The 20050-nt window shown below is 34.1% G+C and carries 18 protein-coding genes and 1 other annotated feature; all 18 genes read right to left on the reverse strand.

Translation table 11 applies throughout. The features are described 5' to 3' along the window. Positions 1–123 precede the first annotated feature (123 nt). On the reverse strand, positions 124–3720 hold the full coding sequence (gene rpoC / locus IDG63_RS05875) for a DNA-directed RNA polymerase subunit beta' (RefSeq protein ID WP_001788197.1): 3597 nt from the start codon (positions 3718–3720) through the stop codon (positions 124–126). A gap of 163 nt (positions 3721–3883) precedes the next feature. After that, entirely contained in the window at positions 3884–7435 is a 3552-nt protein-coding gene (gene rpoB, locus IDG63_RS05880; RefSeq protein ID WP_000918667.1) for a DNA-directed RNA polymerase subunit beta, read from the reverse strand. A 214-nt stretch (positions 7436–7649) separates the two neighbouring features. Beyond that, on the reverse strand, positions 7650–8258 hold the full coding sequence (locus IDG63_RS05885; RefSeq protein ID WP_000020304.1) for a class I SAM-dependent methyltransferase: 609 nt from the start codon (positions 8256–8258) through the stop codon (positions 7650–7652). 174 nt (positions 8259–8432) lie between these two features. After that, a complete protein-coding gene (rplL, locus tag IDG63_RS05890; protein ID WP_001273586.1) occupies positions 8433–8801 on the reverse strand; it encodes a 50S ribosomal protein L7/L12 in 369 nt (122 codons plus the stop codon). 42 nt (positions 8802–8843) lie between these two features. Next, positions 8844–9344, reverse strand: a complete 501-nt coding sequence (gene rplJ / locus IDG63_RS05895; protein ID WP_001273085.1) for a 50S ribosomal protein L10 — start codon at positions 9342–9344, stop codon at positions 8844–8846. 37 nt (positions 9345–9381) lie between these two features. Continuing rightward, positions 9382–9528: a sequence feature (ribosomal protein L10 leader region), on the reverse strand. Between the two features lie 87 nt (positions 9529–9615). Next, entirely contained in the window at positions 9616–10308 is a 693-nt protein-coding gene (rplA, locus tag IDG63_RS05900; protein WP_001074619.1) for a 50S ribosomal protein L1, read from the reverse strand. Positions 10309–10515: 207 nt separating this feature from the next. Then, the gene (rplK, locus tag IDG63_RS05905; RefSeq protein ID WP_001085792.1) at positions 10516–10938 is read right to left on the reverse strand and encodes a 50S ribosomal protein L11; all 423 of its coding nucleotides are present in this window, start codon (positions 10936–10938) and stop codon (positions 10516–10518) included. Between the two features lie 180 nt (positions 10939–11118). Continuing rightward, on the reverse strand, positions 11119–11667 hold the full coding sequence (nusG, locus tag IDG63_RS05910) for a transcription termination/antitermination protein NusG (RefSeq protein ID WP_001288302.1): 549 nt from the start codon (positions 11665–11667) through the stop codon (positions 11119–11121). A gap of 12 nt (positions 11668–11679) precedes the next feature. Continuing rightward, positions 11680–11862, reverse strand: coding sequence for a preprotein translocase subunit SecE (gene secE / locus IDG63_RS05915; RefSeq protein ID WP_001074473.1), 183 nt, complete (start codon positions 11860–11862; stop codon positions 11680–11682). 55 nt (positions 11863–11917) lie between these two features. Then, entirely contained in the window at positions 11918–12061 is a 144-nt protein-coding gene (rpmG, locus tag IDG63_RS05920) for a 50S ribosomal protein L33 (protein WP_001788193.1), read from the reverse strand. 114 nt (positions 12062–12175) lie between these two features. Next, positions 12176–12745, reverse strand: a complete 570-nt coding sequence (locus IDG63_RS05925) for a sigma-70 family RNA polymerase sigma factor (RefSeq protein ID WP_000872873.1) — start codon at positions 12743–12745, stop codon at positions 12176–12178. Positions 12746–12825: 80 nt separating this feature from the next. After that, the gene (locus IDG63_RS05930) at positions 12826–13350 is read right to left on the reverse strand and encodes an NYN domain-containing protein (RefSeq protein WP_000664738.1); all 525 of its coding nucleotides are present in this window, start codon (positions 13348–13350) and stop codon (positions 12826–12828) included. Further along, complete coding sequence (rlmB, locus tag IDG63_RS05935) at positions 13350–14096, reverse strand: 23S rRNA (guanosine(2251)-2'-O)-methyltransferase RlmB (protein ID WP_000390332.1); 747 nt, start codon at positions 14094–14096, stop codon at positions 13350–13352. The genes IDG63_RS05930 and rlmB overlap by 1 nt, the downstream gene beginning before the upstream one ends. 7 nt (positions 14097–14103) lie before the next feature. Further along, complete coding sequence (locus IDG63_RS05940) at positions 14104–14508, reverse strand: Mini-ribonuclease 3 (protein ID WP_000370182.1); 405 nt, start codon at positions 14506–14508, stop codon at positions 14104–14106. Further along, positions 14501–15901 (reverse strand): cysteine--tRNA ligase, encoded by a 1401-nt coding sequence (gene cysS / locus IDG63_RS05945; protein WP_000631963.1) that lies wholly within the window; start codon positions 15899–15901, stop codon positions 14501–14503. Before cysS ends, IDG63_RS05940 begins: the two co-directional genes overlap by 8 nt. After that, positions 15885–16532, reverse strand: a complete 648-nt coding sequence (cysE, locus tag IDG63_RS05950; protein ID WP_001805237.1) for a serine O-acetyltransferase — start codon at positions 16530–16532, stop codon at positions 15885–15887. The genes cysS and cysE overlap by 17 nt, the downstream gene beginning before the upstream one ends. A 422-nt stretch (positions 16533–16954) precedes the next feature. After that, on the reverse strand, positions 16955–18409 hold the full coding sequence (gene gltX / locus IDG63_RS05955; protein ID WP_100127023.1) for a glutamate--tRNA ligase: 1455 nt from the start codon (positions 18407–18409) through the stop codon (positions 16955–16957). 556 nt (positions 18410–18965) lie between these two features. Next, the gene (locus tag IDG63_RS05960) at positions 18966–20039 is read right to left on the reverse strand and encodes a PIN/TRAM domain-containing protein (protein ID WP_001028376.1); all 1074 of its coding nucleotides are present in this window, start codon (positions 20037–20039) and stop codon (positions 18966–18968) included. Between the last annotated feature and the right edge of the window lie 11 nt (positions 20040–20050).

Here is a 20050-nt window from a genome sequence, read left to right on the forward strand (position 1 = left end):
AAAGTTCTGCTTGCATCAACCTTTAATATATTAACATTGAACAAGAGAATTCGTCAACATTAAATCAAATAATTTACATAAAAATAACAAGAGGCTAAAGCATTAGCCTCTGTTATATACTTGTTATTCCGTTACTTCAGTTTGAGATTCAACTTCTGCAACTGGTTTAGCTGTTTTTTCGTATTTTACGTCGCTATAACGTCTCATACCAGTACCAGCTGGAATTAACTTACCAATAATTACGTTTTCTTTAAGACCTAATAAGTCATCACGCTTACCTTTAATTGCTGCATCTGTAAGAACTCTTGTTGTTTCTTGGAATGATGCTGCAGATAAGAAACTTTCTGTTTCAAGTGATGCTTTAGTAATACCAAGTAATACTGGTTTAGCTGTTGCAGGACGCTTACGGTGTTTAAATGCTTCTCTATTTGCATCTGTAAAGTTATGAATATCAACTAATGAACCTGGTAATAACTTCGTATCACCTGCTTCGATAATTCTAACTTTACGTAACATTTGTCGAACCATAACCTCAACGTGTTTATCGTCGATTTCTACACCTTGCATACGGTAAACTTTTTGTACTTCTTTTAATAAGTAGCTTTCAGTCGCGTTTAATCCAGCAACAGATAAGTAATTCTTAGGTTCAATAGAACCTTCAGTTAATACTTCACCACGTTGAACTGGTTGACCGATTTCTACAATAATTCTTGAAGTACCTGAAGCAAGGTATGATCTTGTTTCATTAGCACCTTTAACAACAATTTCTTGTTGTCTATCTTTTGCTAATTTAATATCTTCTACGACACCTTCGATTTCTGTAATTACCGCTTGACCTTTAGGGTTACGTGCTTCGAAAATCTCTTGAATACGAGGAAGACCTTGTGTGATATCGCTACCTGCTACCCCACCTGTATGGAATGTACGCATTGTAAGCTGTGTACCTGGTTCACCGATAGATTGGGCTGCAATTGTACCAACTGCTTCACCAACTTCAACTTTTTCACCAGTAGCAAGGTTTTTACCGTAACATTTTTCACAAACACCATGTCGTGCGTTACAAGTAAATGCTGAGCGAATATACATTTGTTCAATACCAGCATCTGTAATTTTCTTAGCAATTTCAGGTGTAATTAATTCATCAGGACGAATGATTATTTCATCAGTTTCAGGATGACGAATTGTTTCTTTAGAATAACGACCTTCAATACGTTCGATAAATGGTTCAATCATTTCTGTACCTTCTTTAATATCAGAAACTAATAAACCTCTATCAGTACCACAGTCTTCTTCACGAACAATAACATCTTGTGCCACGTCAACAAGACGACGAGTAAGATATCCTGAGTCAGCTGTTTTAAGTGCTGTATCGGCAAGACCTTTACGTGCACCGTGAGTTGAGATGAAGTATTCAAGTACTGTTAAACCTTCACGGAATGAAGATGTGATTGGTAATTCGATAATCTTACCAGATGGTGCGGCCATCAATCCACGCATACCTGCTAACTGTGTAAAGTTAGATGCGTTACCACGGGCACCTGAATCACTCATCATGAAGATTGGGTTAGTTTTATCAAGTGATTGCATCAATTCACCTTGAATTTGATCTTTTGCATCTGTCCAAATTTCAACAACTGCATTATATCTTTCTTCTTCAGTGATTAAACCACGGTTGAATTGTTTTGTAATTCTGTCGACTAATTTTTCATGCTCATCAAGTATTTGTTGCTTATCAGGTAATACTACGATATCAGCAACACCTACTGTAATACCAGCTTTAGATGAGAATTTGAATCCTAAGTCTTTCATACGGTCTAACATCATTGATGTATCAGTGATGCTAAATCTGTTGAATACTTCTGCAATAATATTACCTAAGAATTTTTTGTTGAAAGGTTCAATTAATTCTTCATTTTCAAAGTATTCTTTTAATCCACCTTCACCTAAAGTTGTAGGATCGATGAAATATCTGTTTGGTGTCTTTCTTTCTAAGTTTTCTTGCGTAGGTTCATTAATATAAGCAAATGAATCTGGAATGATTTCATTGAATATAATTTTACCTACTGACGTAGCAAGAATCTTTTTGTTTTGTTCTTCAGTAAATGTTGGATTATTGAACGAACTTGCATGTACACCAATTCTAGTGTGTAAATGTACAAAGCCATTTGCATATGCTTTTAATACTTCATTTGTATTATTAAAGATTGCGCCTGTATTTACTGCATCTTTTCTTTCTAAAGTAAGGTAATAGTTACCAAGTACCATATCTTGTGATGGTGTAACTACAGGTTTACCATCTTTAGGGTTCAAGATGTTTTGTGCTGCTAACATCAACATTCTTGCTTCAGCTTGTGCCTCTTTTGATAAAGGAACGTGAACCGCCATTTGGTCACCGTCAAAGTCAGCGTTATAAGCTGTTGTTACAAGTGGATGTAGACGAATCGCACGACCTTCAACTAAAGTTGGTTCAAATGCTTGAATACCAAGTCTATGAAGTGTTGGTGCACGGTTAAGTAATACAGGATGTTCTCTAATTACTTCTTCCAATACGTCCCAAACTTCATCATCCATACGTTCGATTTTACTCTTCGCATTTTTAATGTTAGTTGCAATTTCACGTTGAACTAATTCTTTCATTACGAATGGTTTAAATAGTTCAAGTGCCATTTCTTTTGGTAAACCACATTGGTACATTTTCAAGCTTGGACCTACTGCAATAACTGAACGTCCTGAATAGTCAACACGTTTACCAAGTAAGTTTTGACGGAAACGACCTTGTTTACCTTTTAACATATGAGATAAAGATTTTAATGGACGGTTACCTGGGCCAGTAACTGGACGACCACGACGACCATTATCAATTAAAGCGTCAACGGCTTCTTGTAACATACGTTTTTCGTTTTGAACGATGATACCAGGTGCACCTAAATCTAATAAACGTTTCAAACGATTATTTCGATTAATTACACGACGGTATAAGTCGTTTAAGTCACTTGTTGCAAATCGTCCACCATCTAATTGAACCATTGGACGAATTTCTGGTGGGATGATTGGAAGTACATCTAAAATCATCCATGAAGGTTTGTTACCTGAATTACGGAATGATTCAACAACTTCTAAACGTTTAATTGCACGAGTAAGTCTTTGACCAGTAGCTGATTCCAACTCATCGCGTAACAATTTAAGTTCTTCGTCAAGATCAATCTCTTCAAGTAAATCTTTAATACCTTCTGCACCCATTTTTGCAACGAATTGACCTGGGTATTTATCATAATAATCTCTGAATTCAGCTTCAGATAATAAAGTTTTCTTTTCTAAACCAGTTGGACCTGGATCTACAACAACATAAGAAGCAAAGTAAATAACTTCTTCTAATGCTCTTGGTGACATGTCAAGTAATAATCCCATACGACTTGGTATACCTTTGAAATACCAAATGTGAGAAACTGGAGCAGCAAGTTCAATGTGACCCATTCTTTCACGACGTACTTTAGATTTAGTTACTTCAACTCCACATCTGTCACAGACCATGCCTTTGTAGCGAACACGTTTGTATTTACCACAACTACATTCCCAGTCTTTTGTAGGTCCGAAAATTCTTTCACAGAATAGACCATCTTTTTCAGGTTTTAATGTACGGTAGTTGATTGTTTCAGGTTTTTTAACTTCACCAAAAGACCAAGAACGGATTTTTTCAGGTGAAGCCAATCCTATTTTCATATAATGGAAATTATTTACATCAATCAAGGAGCCTACCTCCTTCAATTTAGATTAGCTGTGCTATTTGATTGATTTGCATTTATTTAAAATGGCTTAAAGTACTAAACTGAATCATCAATAAAATTCAGCTTAGTATCTTTTTGCCTGTTTTGTAAATTGCGTATTAATCAGTAACTTCTTTTTGTGTTTCAGGAGCATCATTTTGTTGTAAATCTACTTTGCGTTCTACAACATCATCGTCATCAACGTCTGTCATTTCGATTTCATTATCTTGCTCATCCATAACTTTTACATCTAAACCTAAACTTTGTAATTCTTTCATCAATACTCGGAATGATTCTGGAACACTTGGTCTAGAGATGTTTTCACCTTTAACAATAGCCTCGTATGTTTTCACACGTCCTACTGTATCATCGGATTTGTAAGTTAAGATTTCTTGTAATGTGTATGCAGCACCATATGCTTCAAGTGCCCATACCTCCATCTCACCAAAACGTTGTCCACCGAATTGCGCTTTACCGCCAAGTGGTTGTTGTGTAACAAGTGAATATGGTCCTGTTGAACGCGCATGTAATTTATCATCAACCATGTGCGCAAGTTTCAACATGTACATTACACCTACTGAAATACGGTTATCGAATGGTTCACCTGTACGTCCATCATAAAGTACAGTTTTACCATCACGAGCCATACCAGCTTCTTCAATTGTTGACCATACATCGTCATCGTTTGCACCGTCAAATACTGGTGATGCAACGTGAATACCAAGATTTTTAGCAGCCATACCTAAGTGTAGCTCTAATACTTGTCCGATGTTCATACGAGATGGTACACCAAGAGGATTTAACATGATATCGATCGGACGTCCATCTGGTAAGTAAGGCATATCTTCTTCAGGAACAATCTTAGAAATGACACCTTTGTTACCATGTCGACCACACATCTTATCACCAACATGAATTTTACGTTTTTGAACGATATATACACGTACTAATTGGTTTACACCAGGTGATAATGTATCGTCGCCTTCTTCACGATTGAATACTTTTACATCAAGAACGATACCGCCAGCGCCGTGAGGTACACGTAATGAAGTATCTCTAACTTCACGTGCTTTTTCACCAAAGATTGCATGTAACAATCTTTCTTCGGCAGTTAACTCAGTTACACCTTTAGGCGTTACTTTACCAACTAAAATATCTCCATCTTTTACTTCTGCACCAATATAAACGATACCACGATCGTCTAAGTTCTTAAGTGCACTTTCAGAAACATTAGGAATATCTCTTGTGATTTCTTCAGGTCCTAACTTAGTATCACGTGCTTCTGATTCATACTCTTCAATATGAATAGAAGTATACACGTCATCTTTCACAAGTCTTTCACTCATGATAACGGCATCCTCATAGTTGTAACCGTCCCAAGTCATGAAACCAACTACTACGTTTCTACCTAATGCCATTTCTCCTAATTCCATAGATGGTCCATCTGCTAAAATCTCGTTATACTCAACAACATCTCCAACTGCAACGATTGGACGTTGGTTGTAACATGTACCTGAGTTTGAACGTTTAAATTTAGCTAATGGATAGCGATCTAATTCACCTTCATGCTCAACGCCGTTCTCTTCAACTAGACGACGAACAAGAATTTCATTAGATTCAACATGTTCAACACGACCTCTGTGCTTAGCTGTAATAGCCGCACCAGAATCACGTGCTGCAACGTGTTCCATACCTGTACCAACAAATGGTGCTTCTGGATTCATCAAAGGCACTGCTTGACGTTGCATGTTCGCACCCATCAATGCACGGTTTGAGTCATCATTTTCTAAGAATGGAATACATGCTGTCGCTGCTGAAACAACTTGCTTCGGCGATACATCCATATAATCCATTTTTTCTTTAGCCATAACTGTATTGTTACCACGGAAACGACATACAACTTCATCATCCATGAAACGACCATTTTCATCTAATTTAGAGTTTGCTTGTGCTACAACATAGCTATCTTCTTCGTCAGCTGTTAAATAGTCAATTTGATCAGTGATAGCATGTGTATCTAAATCAACTTTACGATATGGTGTTTCAATAAAGCCGAATTCATTTACACGTGCATAACTTGATAATGAGTTAATCAATCCAATGTTTGGTCCCTCAGGTGTTTCAATTGGACACATACGGCCATAGTGAGAGTAGTGAACGTCACGTACTTCCATTTGAGCACGTTCACGTGTTAAACCACCAGGTCCTAATGCTGATAGACGACGTTTATGCGTTAACTCAGCTAATGGGTTTGCTTGGTCCATGAATTGTGATAATTGAGAGCTACCAAAGAATTCTTTAATAGATGCAATAACAGGTCGAATATTAATTAATTGTTGAGGTGTGATAGACTCAGTATCTTGAATTGACATTCTTTCACGTACAACTCTTTCCATTCTTGATAAACCGATACGGAATTGGTTTTGTAGTAATTCACCTACAGAACGTAAACGACGGTTACCTAAATGGTCAATATCATCTGTATATCCAATACCGCTTAATAAGTTAAAGAAGTAACTCATTGAAGCAATGATATCTGCTGGTGTAATGCATTTAACTTCTGAGTCAGGGAAAGCATTACCAATTACAGTTGTCGTACGACCTTCATCATCGTTAGGAACATATACTTTAATTGATTGAATTTCTACTGGCTCGTCTATAACGCTACCATGCAATTCAAACACTTCGCTGTTTGCATTTGATTCAAGTACATCCATGATTTCGTCGATTTTACGACGATCAAGCACTGTACCTTCTTCAACTACAATTTCACCAGTTTCAGTATTTACAATTGGCTCAGCTAATTTTTGATTAAATAAACGATGTTTTAAATGTAATTTTTTGTTTGTTTTATAACGACCCACGCTTGCTAAGTCATAGCGTTTTGGATCAAAGAAACGTGAATACAATAGACTTTTAGCATTTTCAACAGTTGGTGGTTCACCTGGACGTAAACGTTCATAGATTTCTAATAACGCTTGTTCAGTGTTTTCAGTGCCGTCTTTCTCTAAAGTATTACGTAAATATTCATTGTCACCTAAAAGGTCAACAATTTCTTGGTCGCTTGAGAAACCTAATGCACGTAACAATACTGTTAATGGTAGTTTACGTGTTCTATCAATACGTACGTATACAACATCTTTAGCATCTGTTTCATATTCTAACCATGCACCACGGTTTGGAATAATTGTTGCATCATAGTTTTCACGACCATTTTTGTCGATTTTTTCATTGAAATAAACGGATGGTGAACGAACTAATTGAGATACGATTACACGTTCTGCACCATTGATAACGAACGTACCTGTATCAGTCATTAATGGGAAATCACCCATAAAGACTTCTTGTTCTTTAACTTCTCCTGTTTCTTTAATGATTAGACGCACTTTTACACGAAGAGGTGCAGCATAAGTAGCGTCACGGTTTTTAGATTCTTCTAAATCATATTTTGGTTCTCCTAAACGGTAATCCACAAACTCTAATGACAAATTACCAGTAAAATCTTCAATTGGAGAAATGTCTCTAAACATTTCGATTAAACCTTCTCTTAGGAACCACTCGTAAGATTTAGTTTGAATTTCTATTAAGTTTGGTAATTCTAATACTTCTGAAATTCTCGCGTAGTTTCTACGTTTACGATGTCTTCCATATTGGACAACTTGACCTGCCAAACAGATTCACCCCTCAAAAATTATGTGATCCGCTTTTAGCTAAATACCATAAGCATATTAATAAAAAGACAAAAAGAAAACGGCAACACTAATGATGACACCATTTTCGATTCTATATTTATTCTTAATTAACTTATCTATTTAACGTAAAAGTACACACTTATTGAACATAAATTTTTACATTATATAACTATAACAGAATATCCATTTCATTTCAAGCTTTTATACTTCTCAGAATGTAATATCCTTTATCTTTATTTACCACTTCTACATTTCCAAAAAGTTCATTCATTCTTTTCTTTGCAGATGGCATACCTTGCTTCTTCTGAATTACAACGAATAGTTCACCGTTCGAGTCTAATCTATGTAATGCTTGCTCGAATATACGATGCACGGTTTCTTTCCCTGCTCTTATTGGTGGATTGGTTAAAATAAAATCAAAACTTTTGTCTTCCACAGCAGACAAAGCATCACTTTCCTTTACGATCACATTATCAATACCATTTAATTTTTTGTTTTTTTCAACTAAGGCTAGCGCTCTGTGATTAACATCTAGCATTGTAATTGAATGATGTGGTGATACTTTAGCAATCATCAAACCAATTGGTCCGTAACCACAACCAACATCGGCAATTCGCTTACTTGGACCAGGTGGATGCGCTTTTAAAAAAGTTTGAACAAGAACATCTGAACCATAATCTACTTTATCTTTCGAAAACACTCCGTTATCAGTTATTAAATCAATTTTATGATGGTTTAATTGATATTGAATACGTTGTTCATTGCTAATTACACTTGGATCTTCATCGTAATAATGACTCATTATTCCACCTCATCTTCACTTTGTAACTCGTCATTATAATTATAACATTTCACTCAGTCTTTAAATGAATAAAACCCCGTTATCAAAATAACGGGGTTTTAACTTCTCAAAGAATCATTATATTATAGCAATACTTGCTATAAAACTTTGATTATTAAGTTTAAGATACTTGAATTATTTTAATTCTACAGTAGCTCCAACTTCTTCTAATTGTTCTTTAAGTTTTTCAGCTTCTTCTTTAGGTAAAGCTTCTTTGATTACTTTAGGAGCTCCGTCTACTAATTCTTTAGCATCTTTTAATCCTAAACCAGTTGCTTCTTTAACAGCTTTAACAACTTTGATTTTAGATGAACCAGCTGAAGTTAACTCAACGTCAAATTCAGTTTTTTCTGCTGCAGCGTCAGCGCCACCAGCTGCACCTGCTACTGCTACTGGAGCAGCTGCAGTTACACCAAATTCTTCTTCAATTGCTTTTACTAAGTCGTTTAATTCTAATACTGACATTTCTTTAATCGCTTCAATGATTTGTTCATGATTAGCCATTTTATAATTCCTCCATTATTTTTAATTTTTTTACGCTAAAAATTATTCAGCGTTTTCTTCTTTTTGTTCTCCAATAGCTTTAACCGCATAAGCGAAGTTGCGTACAGGAGCTTGTAATACTGATAAAAGCATAGATACAAGACCATCGTGTGAAGGTAATGAACCAACAGTTTTAACTTCTTCTGCTGTAATAACATTGCCTTCCATAACGCCTGATTTAATTTCTAATGCTTCATGATCTTTAGCAAATCCAGAAATTACTTTCGCTGCAGCTACAGCATCTTCACTTGAAGTTGCAATAGCAGTAGGACCTGTTAAGAATTCATCTAAGCCTTCGATACCAGCTTTTTCAGCTGCACGACGTACCATAGTGTTTTTGTATACTTTATACTCAACACCAGCTTCACGTAATTGTGAACGTAAGTCAGTAACTTCAGCTACTGTTAATCCACGGTAGTCAACGATTACTGTTGAAACTGAATTTGATAGTACCTCAGCAATTTCATCAACTAGTTGTTTTTTAGCTTCAATGATAGCAGACATTCAGACACCTCCATTTAAATTTTTGGTGCTTTTTTTAAAATTAATAAAAAAAGCACTTTCTACCCACGGCAAAAAGTGCTTGAAAGATCATAGATCATCACGTTCAAGTCAATTTTAGCCTCGGCAGGATAAATTTTAAGTTATAAATAACTCCTACTGTCTTAGGTAAAATAATCACAATAAGTAATATAACTTGGAAATTACTTATTGTCAATATATTTTTACAGACTGAAAGATATTTCTTTCAGCCTGTAATTGTTTATATCATTTATTATTTGAAACTTGCAGTATCAATTTTAACTCCAGGACCCATTGTTGTAGTTACAGCAACAGATTTGAAGTATGTACCTTTAGCAGATGATGGTTTAGCTTTAGCTAATACATCTTGTAAAGTATTGAAGTTTTCAATTAATTGTTCATCAGTAAATGAAACTTTACCAATTGATGCATGTACGATACCAGCTTTTTCAGCACGATATTCTACTTTACCAGCTTTGATTTCTTCAACAGCTTTTTTAACATCCATTGTTACAGTTCCAGTTTTAGGGTTTGGCATTAAACCTTTTGGTCCTAATACACGACCTAATTTACCAACTTCACCCATCATGTCTGGTGTAGCAACTACTACATCGAAGTCGAACCAACCTTGTTGGATTTTTTGAACGTATTCTGCTTCACCTACATAGTCAGCACCTGCTGCTTCAGCTTCAGCAATTTTGTCACCTTTAGCGAATACTAATACACTTTGTGATTTACCAGTTCCGTTTGGTAATACAACTGCACCACGGATTTGTTGGTCATTTTTACGTGTATCAATTCCTAAACGGAATGCAACTTCAACAGAAGCGTCAAAGTTAGCAATGCTTGTTTCTTTAGCTAATTTAATTGCTTCTTCAACACTGTAGTGCTGAGTACGGTCAACTTTACTAGCTGCTTCTTGATACTTTTTACCTTTTTTAGCCATTTATAGTTCCTCCTTTAGTGGTTTTAGCGGAATTTCCTCCCACATTACTTGCTATATGCAAGTTAAGAGCAGACAACAGAAGAATTAATCTTATGAATAAATCAATCATTAATCTAGTCATTCAGATTATATTTATAATTCATCATTATTATCTCTGTTATCTGCTTCATCGTTTAAATCATGTAATCAAATTTAATATTCGTAAAATTATTCTACAACGATACCCATACTACGTGCAGTACCTTCGATAATACGCATAGCTGCTTCTTCGTCAGCAGCGTTTAAGTCTTGCATTTTGCTGTTAGCAATTTCGCGTACTTGATCTTTAGTTACTGTAGCAACTTTAGTTTTGTTTGGTTCGCCTGAACCTTTTTCAATACCAGCTGCTTTTTTAAGTAATACTGGAGCCGGTGGAGTTTTTGTAATAAATGTAAATGAACGATCTTCATAAACACTGATTTCTACCGGAATAATTAAACCTGCTTGATCTTGAGTACGTGCATTGAACTCTTTACAGAATCCCATGATGTTCACACCTGCTTGACCTAATGCTGGACCAACTGGTGGTGCTGGATTCGCTTTACCTGCAGGAATTTGTAATTTAACAACTTTATCTACTTTTTTAGCCACGATGTGCACCTCCTTGATATCGTGATGTGGTCACAGGGCTCAGTTTTGCCCTCCCACTCTTAACATTTCGTGACGAAATGGGCGCTCTAAAAGCGCGACCACATAATTTTAACACTTTTCTAATTAAAAAATCAATACTCTTTTTTATCTTTTGGTTAGTTTAATAACTTTAATTGTTAATTAAAGCTTTTCTATTTGATCGAATTCAACTTCTACTGGTGTTTCTCGGCCAAACATATCTACTAATACTGTTAGCTTAAACTTATCTGTTTCAATTTCTTGAACTTCACCAACTTGATTCGCAAATGGACCTGATTTAATACGAACTTGCTCGCCAACTTCGAGTTCAACATCGATAGTCTTTTCTTTAAGACCCATTTGTTTTAAGATGAAGCGAACTTCTTCTGGTAACAATGGATTTGGCTTAGACCCTGCACCTGCAGAACCTACAAAACCAGTAACGCCTGGTGTATTTCTTACCACATACCATGATTCATCTGTCATGATTAATTCCACTAAAACATATCCAGGGAATGTTTTTTTAACAGTCGTTTTAGCTTTGCCATCTTTTACTTGAGTTTCTTCTTCTTCCGGTATGACTACTCTAAAGATTTGTTCAGTCATATTCATAGATTCTACTCTTTTTTCTAAATTCTTTTTAACTTTATTTTCATATCCAGAATATGTATGCACTGCATACCAACGCTTTGCGCCAACTTCTTCAGACATGTCTTCACTCCTCTAACCAAATAATAAATTTTTCAATGCTGTAATTCCTAAATCTAAGGCATAGAAAAAGACTAAGAAGAATATAACAGTAGAAACTACAATTACAGTATATTTAAATAGCTCTTCTTTCGTCGGCCAACTTGTTTTTTCCATTTCAGACTTAACGCCTTTAAAGAAACTTTCTTTTTTAGCCATCTGCTCAACCTCCAAATCCTTTGAACATATTATCAAAGTATTATTTCGAATGTATTTATTTCGATTCTTTATGAATTGTGTGCGCGTTACATTTTGGACAATATTTCTTTAAGGTTAATCTTGTTGCCGAGCCTTCTTGCTTAGGAACATTATAATTTCTATTGCCACAAGCTTCACAATTTAAAGGTATTTTTCTCACAATAATTCACCTTTATTCATTATAATACCAGTATACTATACATAAAATTTATAACAAATGTCAAACCATCAGTAAGTAACACGTTATAATTCAATTCACGTCCTAAGGCGCTTTTCAAATCATTTTGAAATAACGTTTTATTTTATTTTTACATCGTTGTATGGCATTATAAATCACTTTCTCTTTTACATGCATCAATTGAGCAATTTCTCTCGGCTTATATTGTTCACACATTAAATACATGACATCTTTTTCAAATGCACTCAAATACTTAAACTGACAAATCAACTCTTTAATTGCTAATTTATTCAAATAATTGTTTTCAACATCAAAACGCTTTATTGCACATGGATACGTAACTCTATATTCATTAATCAAATTATCCATTCTTTTATTTGTAGCTAAATATTTTCTCAAATAATCATACTTTACAGACGTAATTAAACATTGAACATAATTTGTGAAAGGCTGCTCTCCACTAAAATCAAATGTTTGGACCGACCTATACATCCGTATAAGTATTTCTTGATATAAGTCTTCTAAATCATAATGATTAAATCCAAATGTTTTGATGCGTCGAATAATTAATGGTTGTAGATCCATTACTAACTTTTCGAAGTCTTTATCATTTATTGCATTGTTACGTTTGATTGTACTGTCTTGAGTTGTCAAATCGTATTTCAAATATTAAACTAACCCCTTCTATCTAAATTTTAAGGTTAGTTTAATATTGTTACATTCAAAATTTCAAGATGACGGAAATGTCATTTCTTATGATGTCCTCTTCGTATTTTTTCAAATTCTGCAAGGATTTCAGAAGATAACGGAATTCGAGTTCTTGGCTTGTTTTCACTTATATCATCTAATGATTTACTCACATCAATTTCATTTTCTTTTAAATCTCTCCACATTTCGCGAGATGATATTCTATATGCACCTGATCCAAAGATAGCATGTTGCTCACTCATATCACTTGTTACAACTGTAATATGCTTAGTATGCTTGTCATAAAGTTCATAAACATAACGTTCTATGAAACTATCAGCTGTTTCTTTTTCCTTGGTAAAAATCGTTTTAACGCCATGATACATGTATTCTCTTTCAACACCCGATTGGTCATAAGCATCGAAAACACAAATAATTTCATCTGAAATAACTGCATTATAATTTGCAATTGCATCTATTAATTGCATTCTAGCTTCTTCTAAATTCTCTTTTGCAATGGCGCTTAGCGTTGGTGATTGTCCTATCATATTGTATCCATCAATGATTAAGTAACGTTCTTTCATTATATTTCTCCAACATCATGTCTTTTTCGAAATACTTCGTACATCATTAAACTTGCTGCAACCGAAGCATTCAAACTGTTTACATGTCCAACCATTGGAATCTTAATATAAAAATCGCATTTATCACTTACTAGGCGACTCATACCCTGTCCTTCGCTACCAATTACAATAGCCAATGACATGTCCGCTTCTAGATTTCTATAATCTGTTGCATTATTAGCTTCAGTGCCAGCTACCCAAAAGCCATTATCTTTTAGTTCATCGATAGTTTTAGCTAAATTTGTCACTCGAATAACTGGTACATGTTCAATTGCACCTGTTGAGGCTTTTGCAACTGTTTGCGTTAGTGTAACTGAACGACGTTTAGGAATAATAACACCATCAACTCCCGTTGCATCGGCTGTTCTTAAAATTGATCCCAAGTTATGCGGGTCTTCTAAGCCGTCTAATATAAGTACTGTCGATAAACCTTCTTTTTCTTTTTGCTGTTTTAAAAATTGATCGAAGTCAGCATATTCATATGGTGCAATAAGCGCTGCAACACCCTGATGTGGTGCATTTGCTAAAAAATCTAATTTAGATTTTGGTACAGTTTGAACAATGATTTTTTGATCTTTTGCATTTTTTAAAATTTCATTAATTTGTTGCTTTTTAATACCTTCTTGAATCAATATCTTATTTATCGGATGCCCAGTAATAATCGCTTCTCTAACAGCATGCCTACCAACAATAACCGTATCTTCCACATCGTCACTACCTTTCGTTTACTATTGTTATTATTTTATTTAATAATGCCTCTAATCGTTCTTCTCTTTTTTCTAAATAAAGAAAACCTATCACTGCTTCTATCGCTGAACTTTTACGATATGTTTGAACATCAGTGTTTTTAGCTTTAGTATGACTTTTCGCGTTACGCCCTCGCTTCAAAATATCCATTTCTTCGTCTGTAAACCATTCTTGCTCCATTAAATATTCTAACGTTTGCGCCTGACTTTTGGCAGATACATATTTTTTAGACATTTGATGTAGTTTATTAGGCTTACTTTTAAGCTTTAAAACGATATAGGTACGTACATATTGATCTAAGACTGCGTCTCCCATATATGCTAAGGTCAATGGATTCAATAATTTAATGTGATTATCTTGTTGATTATCCACGTTTAAATCTAACCCCTTGAGGTGTGTCTTCTAATATAATGTTTTGTGATTTCAGCATGTCTCGAATCTCATCTGCTCGTGCAAAATCTTTGTTTTTCCTTGCTTCATTACGCTCTTCGATTAATTTTTCAACATCTTCATCCAATAATTCATCTGCATTTTTAGATTTTAACGGTACACCTAAAACATCGCTGAAAATTTGATAAACTGCTTTAAATTTATCAATTACTTCTGTTGATGTTGTATTCTCTAGTACATATTTATTCGCAAGTTTTGCTAAATCATACCAAGCTGTAATTGCATTAGCTGTATTAAAATCATCATTCATAACTGTTTCAAAACGATTTAAAATCGCATCAATTTGATCAATATATGTCTGTTGATTTTCAATATTAGTAGCAATTTGTGCGCGCTCTTCAATTAATTGATAACTATTGCGAATACGCTCTAGTCCACTACGTGCTGATTCTACCAATTCTAGATTATAGTTAATTGGGCTTCTATAATGTACGCTAATCATAAAGAATCTTAGTACATCTGGATCAACTTCTTTAATAATATCGTGAACTAAAATAAAGTTGCCTAGTGATTTACTCATTTTTTCATTATCAATATTAATGAAACCATTATGCATCCAATAATTAGCAAATGGCGCATGATTATGTGCTTCTGATTGTGCTATTTCATTTTCATGATGTGGAAATTGTAAATCTGAACCACCCGCATGTATATCAATTGTAGGTCCTAGCTCATGAAATGCCATTACAGAACATTCTATATGCCATCCTGGTCTACCTTCACCAAATGGGCTATCCCAACTAATCTCGCCAGGCTTCGCTTTTTTCCACAATGTAAAATCAAGTGCATCTTCTTTATGCTCTCCTGCATCTATACGAGCACCCACTTTTAAGTCATCTATGGATTGATGACTTAATTTACCATAACCTTCAAATTTACGTGTTCTAAAGTAAACATCGCCACCACTTTCATATGCATAACCTTGATCCACCAAATCTTTAATAAATTGAATAATGTCATCCATATGGTCCATTACCCTTGGATTTGAAGTCGCTTTTCTAACATTTAACGCACCAACATCTTCATGAAAAGCAGCGATATATTTTTCTGCAATTTCGGGAACAGACTGATTTAATTCTTGAGAACGTTTAATTAATTTATCATCTACGTCTGTAAAATTTGATACATATTCTACATTATATCCTTGGTATTCAAAGTAACGTCTCACTACGTCATAATTAATTGCTGGTCTTGCGTTACCAATATGAATGTAGTTATATACAGTAGGACCACATACATACATTTTTACTTTTCCTGGTTCTATAGGCTTGAACACTTCTTTTTGACGTGTAAGCGTATTATATAATGTAATCATCTTGAATCTCTCCATTCCTAGTCTTTTCAAGTTGTCGTTCTAAATGCTTAATTTGTTCATAAATTGGATCAGGTAGATGGCGATGATCAAATGTTTTTCCAACTCGAACACCATCTTGCTTAACAATATGTCCTGGTATACCAACAACCGTTGAATAGCTTGGAACTGATTGTAAAACAACTGAATTTGCACCAATATTTACATTTGAATTTATTTTAATATTTCCTAAAACTTTCGCACCCGCTGCTATTAAAACATTGTCTCCTATATCTGGGTGTCTTTTCCCTCTTTCTTTCCCTGTCCCACCAAGTGTCACGCCTTGATAGATTGTCACATTATCACCAATTGTACATGTTTCTCCTATTACAACGCCCATACCATGATCTATAAATAGACGCTTTCCAATTTTAGCACCTGGATGGATTTCTATACCTGTGAAAAATCTTGAAATTTGAGATATCGCGCGTGCTGCAACATATTTTTTTTGGTTGTATAACTTATGTGCAATCAAATGACTCCAAACTGCATGTAAACCTGCATACGTTGTAATGACTTCTAATGTTGAACGTGCCGCTGGATCCTGCTCAAATACCATTTTTATATCGTCTCTCATTCTTTTTAACAAGATCATTTCCTCCTCAATGATTGAACTACGTAAATACATAATTGAAGTACCTGCGAAATTAAATATCAAAAAAGCACCACTAACATACAAATTGTATTGTTAGAGGCGCTTCCGCACGGTTCCACTCTGAATTTAGCGAATAACATTAATAATATTGCGGGCGCTTCCAAATTATCAAGGAAACTAAGTCAACTTAATGCTCATCACTCTCATTATATATTTAATTCATTTTACGAAGGTGCATTCATTAATTTCTACGTTGTACTCACAGCAACCGTACACTCTCTGCATCGTATAAATTTAATTACTAATCCTTCGTTTTATATAAAATACTTTATTCATATTGTTGTAATTTGTTAATACAACTTTATCATATGTGGTTACGTTATAAAATTCAAGTATATACTACCTTGATCTTGTCTATTTCATTACTTATATTGTTTTAAACGGTTTAGCACTTTTTCTTTACCAAGTACTTCAATTGTATTTGGTAATTCAGGACCATGCATTTGGCCTGTTACAGCAACACGAATAGGCATAAATAATTGCTTGCCTTTTATTCCTGTTTCTTTTTGAACTTCTTTAATTGTCTTTTTAATTTCAGCCGCTTCAAATGGTTCAAGTGCTTCTAATTTACTGAATAAGTGCGTCATTAACTCTGGTACTTGCTCTCCATTAATCACTTGTTGTTCTTCTTCACCAAGAGCTGGCATTTCTTTAAAGAACATTTCTGATAAAGGTACAATTTCACCGGCATAACTCATTTCTTTTTGATAAAGCGCAATTAATTTGCGTCCCCAAGATAAATCCTCTTCTGACGGCACCTCAGGAATCAAATTTGCTTTAATTAAATGAGGTAATGCTAATTGGAATACTGTTTCAGTATCTTTTTGTTTCATATATTGGTTATTAACCCATGCTAATTTTTGCTTATCGAAAAATGCTGGTGATTTTGACAAACGCTTTTCATCAAAGATTTTGATAAATTCTTCTTTAGAAAAGATTTCTTCTTCACCTTCAGGAGACCAACCTAATAACGCAATAAAATTAAATAACGCTTCAGGTAAATAACCTAAGTCACGATATTGCTCAATAAATTGTAAAATTTGCCCATCACGTTTACTTAACTTTTTACGTTCTTCATTAACAATTAATGACATATGACCAAAACGAGGTGGCTCCCAGCCAAATGATTCATAAATCATAATTTGTTTAGGCGTGTTTGAAATATGATCATCACCACGAATTACATCTGAAATTTGCATGTAATGATCATCTATAGCTACTGCAAAATTGTACGTTGGAATGCCATCTTTTTTTACGATAACCCAGTCACCAATACCATTTGAATCAAATGAAATATTTCCTTTTACCATATCATCAAATGAATACGTTTGGTTTTGAGGTACTCGGAAACGAATTGATGGTTGGCGTCCTTCTGCTTCAAATTGTTGACGTTGTTCTTCAGTCAAATGCGCATGTTGACCACCATAGCGAGGCATTTCACCACGAGCGATTTGCGCTTCACGTTCAGCTTCTAATTCTTCTTCTGTCATATAGCATTTATATGCTTTATCTTCTGCTAGTAACTGATCTATTAATGGTTGGTAGATATGTTGACGTTCAGATTGACGATATGGTCCGTAGCCATTGTCTTTATCTCCAGACTCATCCCAATCTAATCCTAACCATTTAAGATTATCAAATTGTGATGTTTCTCCATCTTCTAAATTACGTTTTTTATCAGTATCTTCAATTCGAATCACAAAATCTCCGTTGTAATGTTTAGCATACAAGTAATTGAATAATGCTGTTCTTGCATTACCAATATGAAGATAACCAGTTGGACTTGGTGCATATCTTACTCTTATACGATCGCTCATTTTTTTCACTCCTAAATTAAATATCAGATTTTCAAGTTAGTTCATATAAATTGTTCATTTGCTATCTTCGACCGTCATAACAAATGTCTAACTCGTCTTATTGTTAAAACGAAACAATGCTTTTTAACATGACCTTAAAATAATTTCATTGTTTAATCATAACATAATTCCCTGGGTAATATGCTTAAATTTTAAATAGAAAGCAGTTGTTTTTTCAACACTTTAAAAAAGCTATCCCTAAGAATCAAGACTGCACTACATAAACATTTCAACGACTTAAAAATGAATATTATGTACTGTGAAATTAAACTTCAAATTAACTATTCAAATACGTTAAAATTGATTCTAATTTTGTATGTCTTGATTGCTATAAGAATAACTTTATTAATATCTAAAATTTAACACTTAATGAACTTGTTTCAATGATATATTAGCACTATTTGTATTTTTTGATAACTAATATGTTTTGCATTTATTTATAGTTATACTTCAAATTACAAACTTCGCCATTTCATATACCTTTTAATATCTATTTTGTTTTCGTCAACTACAGTTTTTATAATGATACTGTATCTTCGATTTTTTTAGCAAAAACAATTCTTCCTGAAGATGTTTGCAATAAGCTGACTACTTCTAAATTGACATGACTGCCAATAAGATTTTTAGCATTATCAACAACTACCATCGTACCATCATCTAGATATCCTACTGCCTGACCAGGCTCTTTACCCATTTTTGTCAGTAAAATATGCAGTTGATCACCTTGATGTACATTAGGTTTGATTGCTTCTGATAAATCATTAACATTTAATGCTTTGATACCATGTACATGACAAACTTTATTTAGGTTGAAATCTGTCGTAATAATACTTGCATGATATTGTTTAGCTAGCTTTAATAGCATTGTATCAATATCACTATGTGTTTTAGTTGGATGTATAACCTTTGTAGGATAATCTAAATCATACAATTCATTTAAAATATCTAAGCCTCTTTTACCCTTTTCACGTTTAACACTGTCATTTGAATCTGCAACAATTTGTAATTCATTAATAACACCTTGTGGAATTAAAATATTGCCATCGATAAAACCGCAACGAATGACTTCTAAAATACGACCATCAATAATTGCGCTTGTGTCGATAATTTTTGGCGTAGCACTTTTAGTATGTTGTGACATGGAACGCGCTATATTCTCAGGTAAAAACATTAACATTTCATCTCGTTTTTTAAGGCCAAATTGGAAACCGAAATAACATAGTAATATCGTAATTATGACAGGAATGAAATGATTAAAAATAGAGTTGCCAATTGATTCTAATATAAACGACACCATAACAGAAATAAGTAATCCGATTATTAAACCTATTGTTGCGAATAGTATTTCAACAGCACTTCTACGCATAATAAAATGTTCTAAACCTTTTATAGCGTTAGTAACTCGTCTAATAAATACACCAAAAATTAAGAACATAAAAATACTACCGATAATGCCATCTACATAGTGATTTTTTAAAAAGCTGGAGTTTTGTAATCCAAGATCATTTGCAATTTCAGGAATAATAATTATTCCTAATGCGCTCCCAATAATTAAGTAAATAATAATAACCATTAGTTTAACGATATTCACACAATGTCCTC

This window comes from Staphylococcus sp. EG-SA-14, assembly GCF_017151935.1.
Taxonomy (GTDB): Bacteria; Bacillota; Bacilli; order Staphylococcales; family Staphylococcaceae; genus Staphylococcus; species Staphylococcus aureus.

Coding starts and splice junctions, on each gene's coding strand:
- gltX (WP_100127023.1), bottom strand. CDS start 18,409: ATGAGCGATCGTATAAGAGTAAGATATGCACCAAGTCCAACTGGTTAT.
- rplA (WP_001074619.1), bottom strand. CDS start 10,308: ATGGCTAAAAAAGGTAAAAAGTATCAAGAAGCAGCTAGTAAAGTTGAC.
- cysE (WP_001805237.1), bottom strand. CDS start 16,532: ATGATCTTGTTAAAAAGAATGAGAGACGATATAAAAATGGTATTTGAG.
- rplL (WP_001273586.1), bottom strand. CDS start 8,801: ATGGCTAATCATGAACAAATCATTGAAGCGATTAAAGAAATGTCAGTA.
- IDG63_RS05885 (WP_000020304.1), bottom strand. CDS start 8,258: ATGAGTCATTATTACGATGAAGATCCAAGTGTAATTAGCAATGAACAA.
- secE (WP_001074473.1), bottom strand. CDS start 11,862: ATGGCTAAAAAAGAAAGTTTCTTTAAAGGCGTTAAGTCTGAAATGGAA.
- nusG (WP_001288302.1), bottom strand. CDS start 11,667: ATGTCTGAAGAAGTTGGCGCAAAGCGTTGGTATGCAGTGCATACATAT.
- IDG63_RS05930 (WP_000664738.1), bottom strand. CDS start 13,350: ATGAAAGAACGTTACTTAATCATTGATGGATACAATATGATAGGACAA.
- rplJ (WP_001273085.1), bottom strand. CDS start 9,344: ATGTCTGCTATCATTGAAGCTAAAAAACAACTAGTTGATGAAATTGCT.
- cysS (WP_000631963.1), bottom strand. CDS start 15,901: ATGATTACATTATATAATACGCTTACACGTCAAAAAGAAGTGTTCAAG.
- rpoC (WP_001788197.1), bottom strand. CDS start 3,720: ATGAAAATAGGATTGGCTTCACCTGAAAAAATCCGTTCTTGGTCTTTT.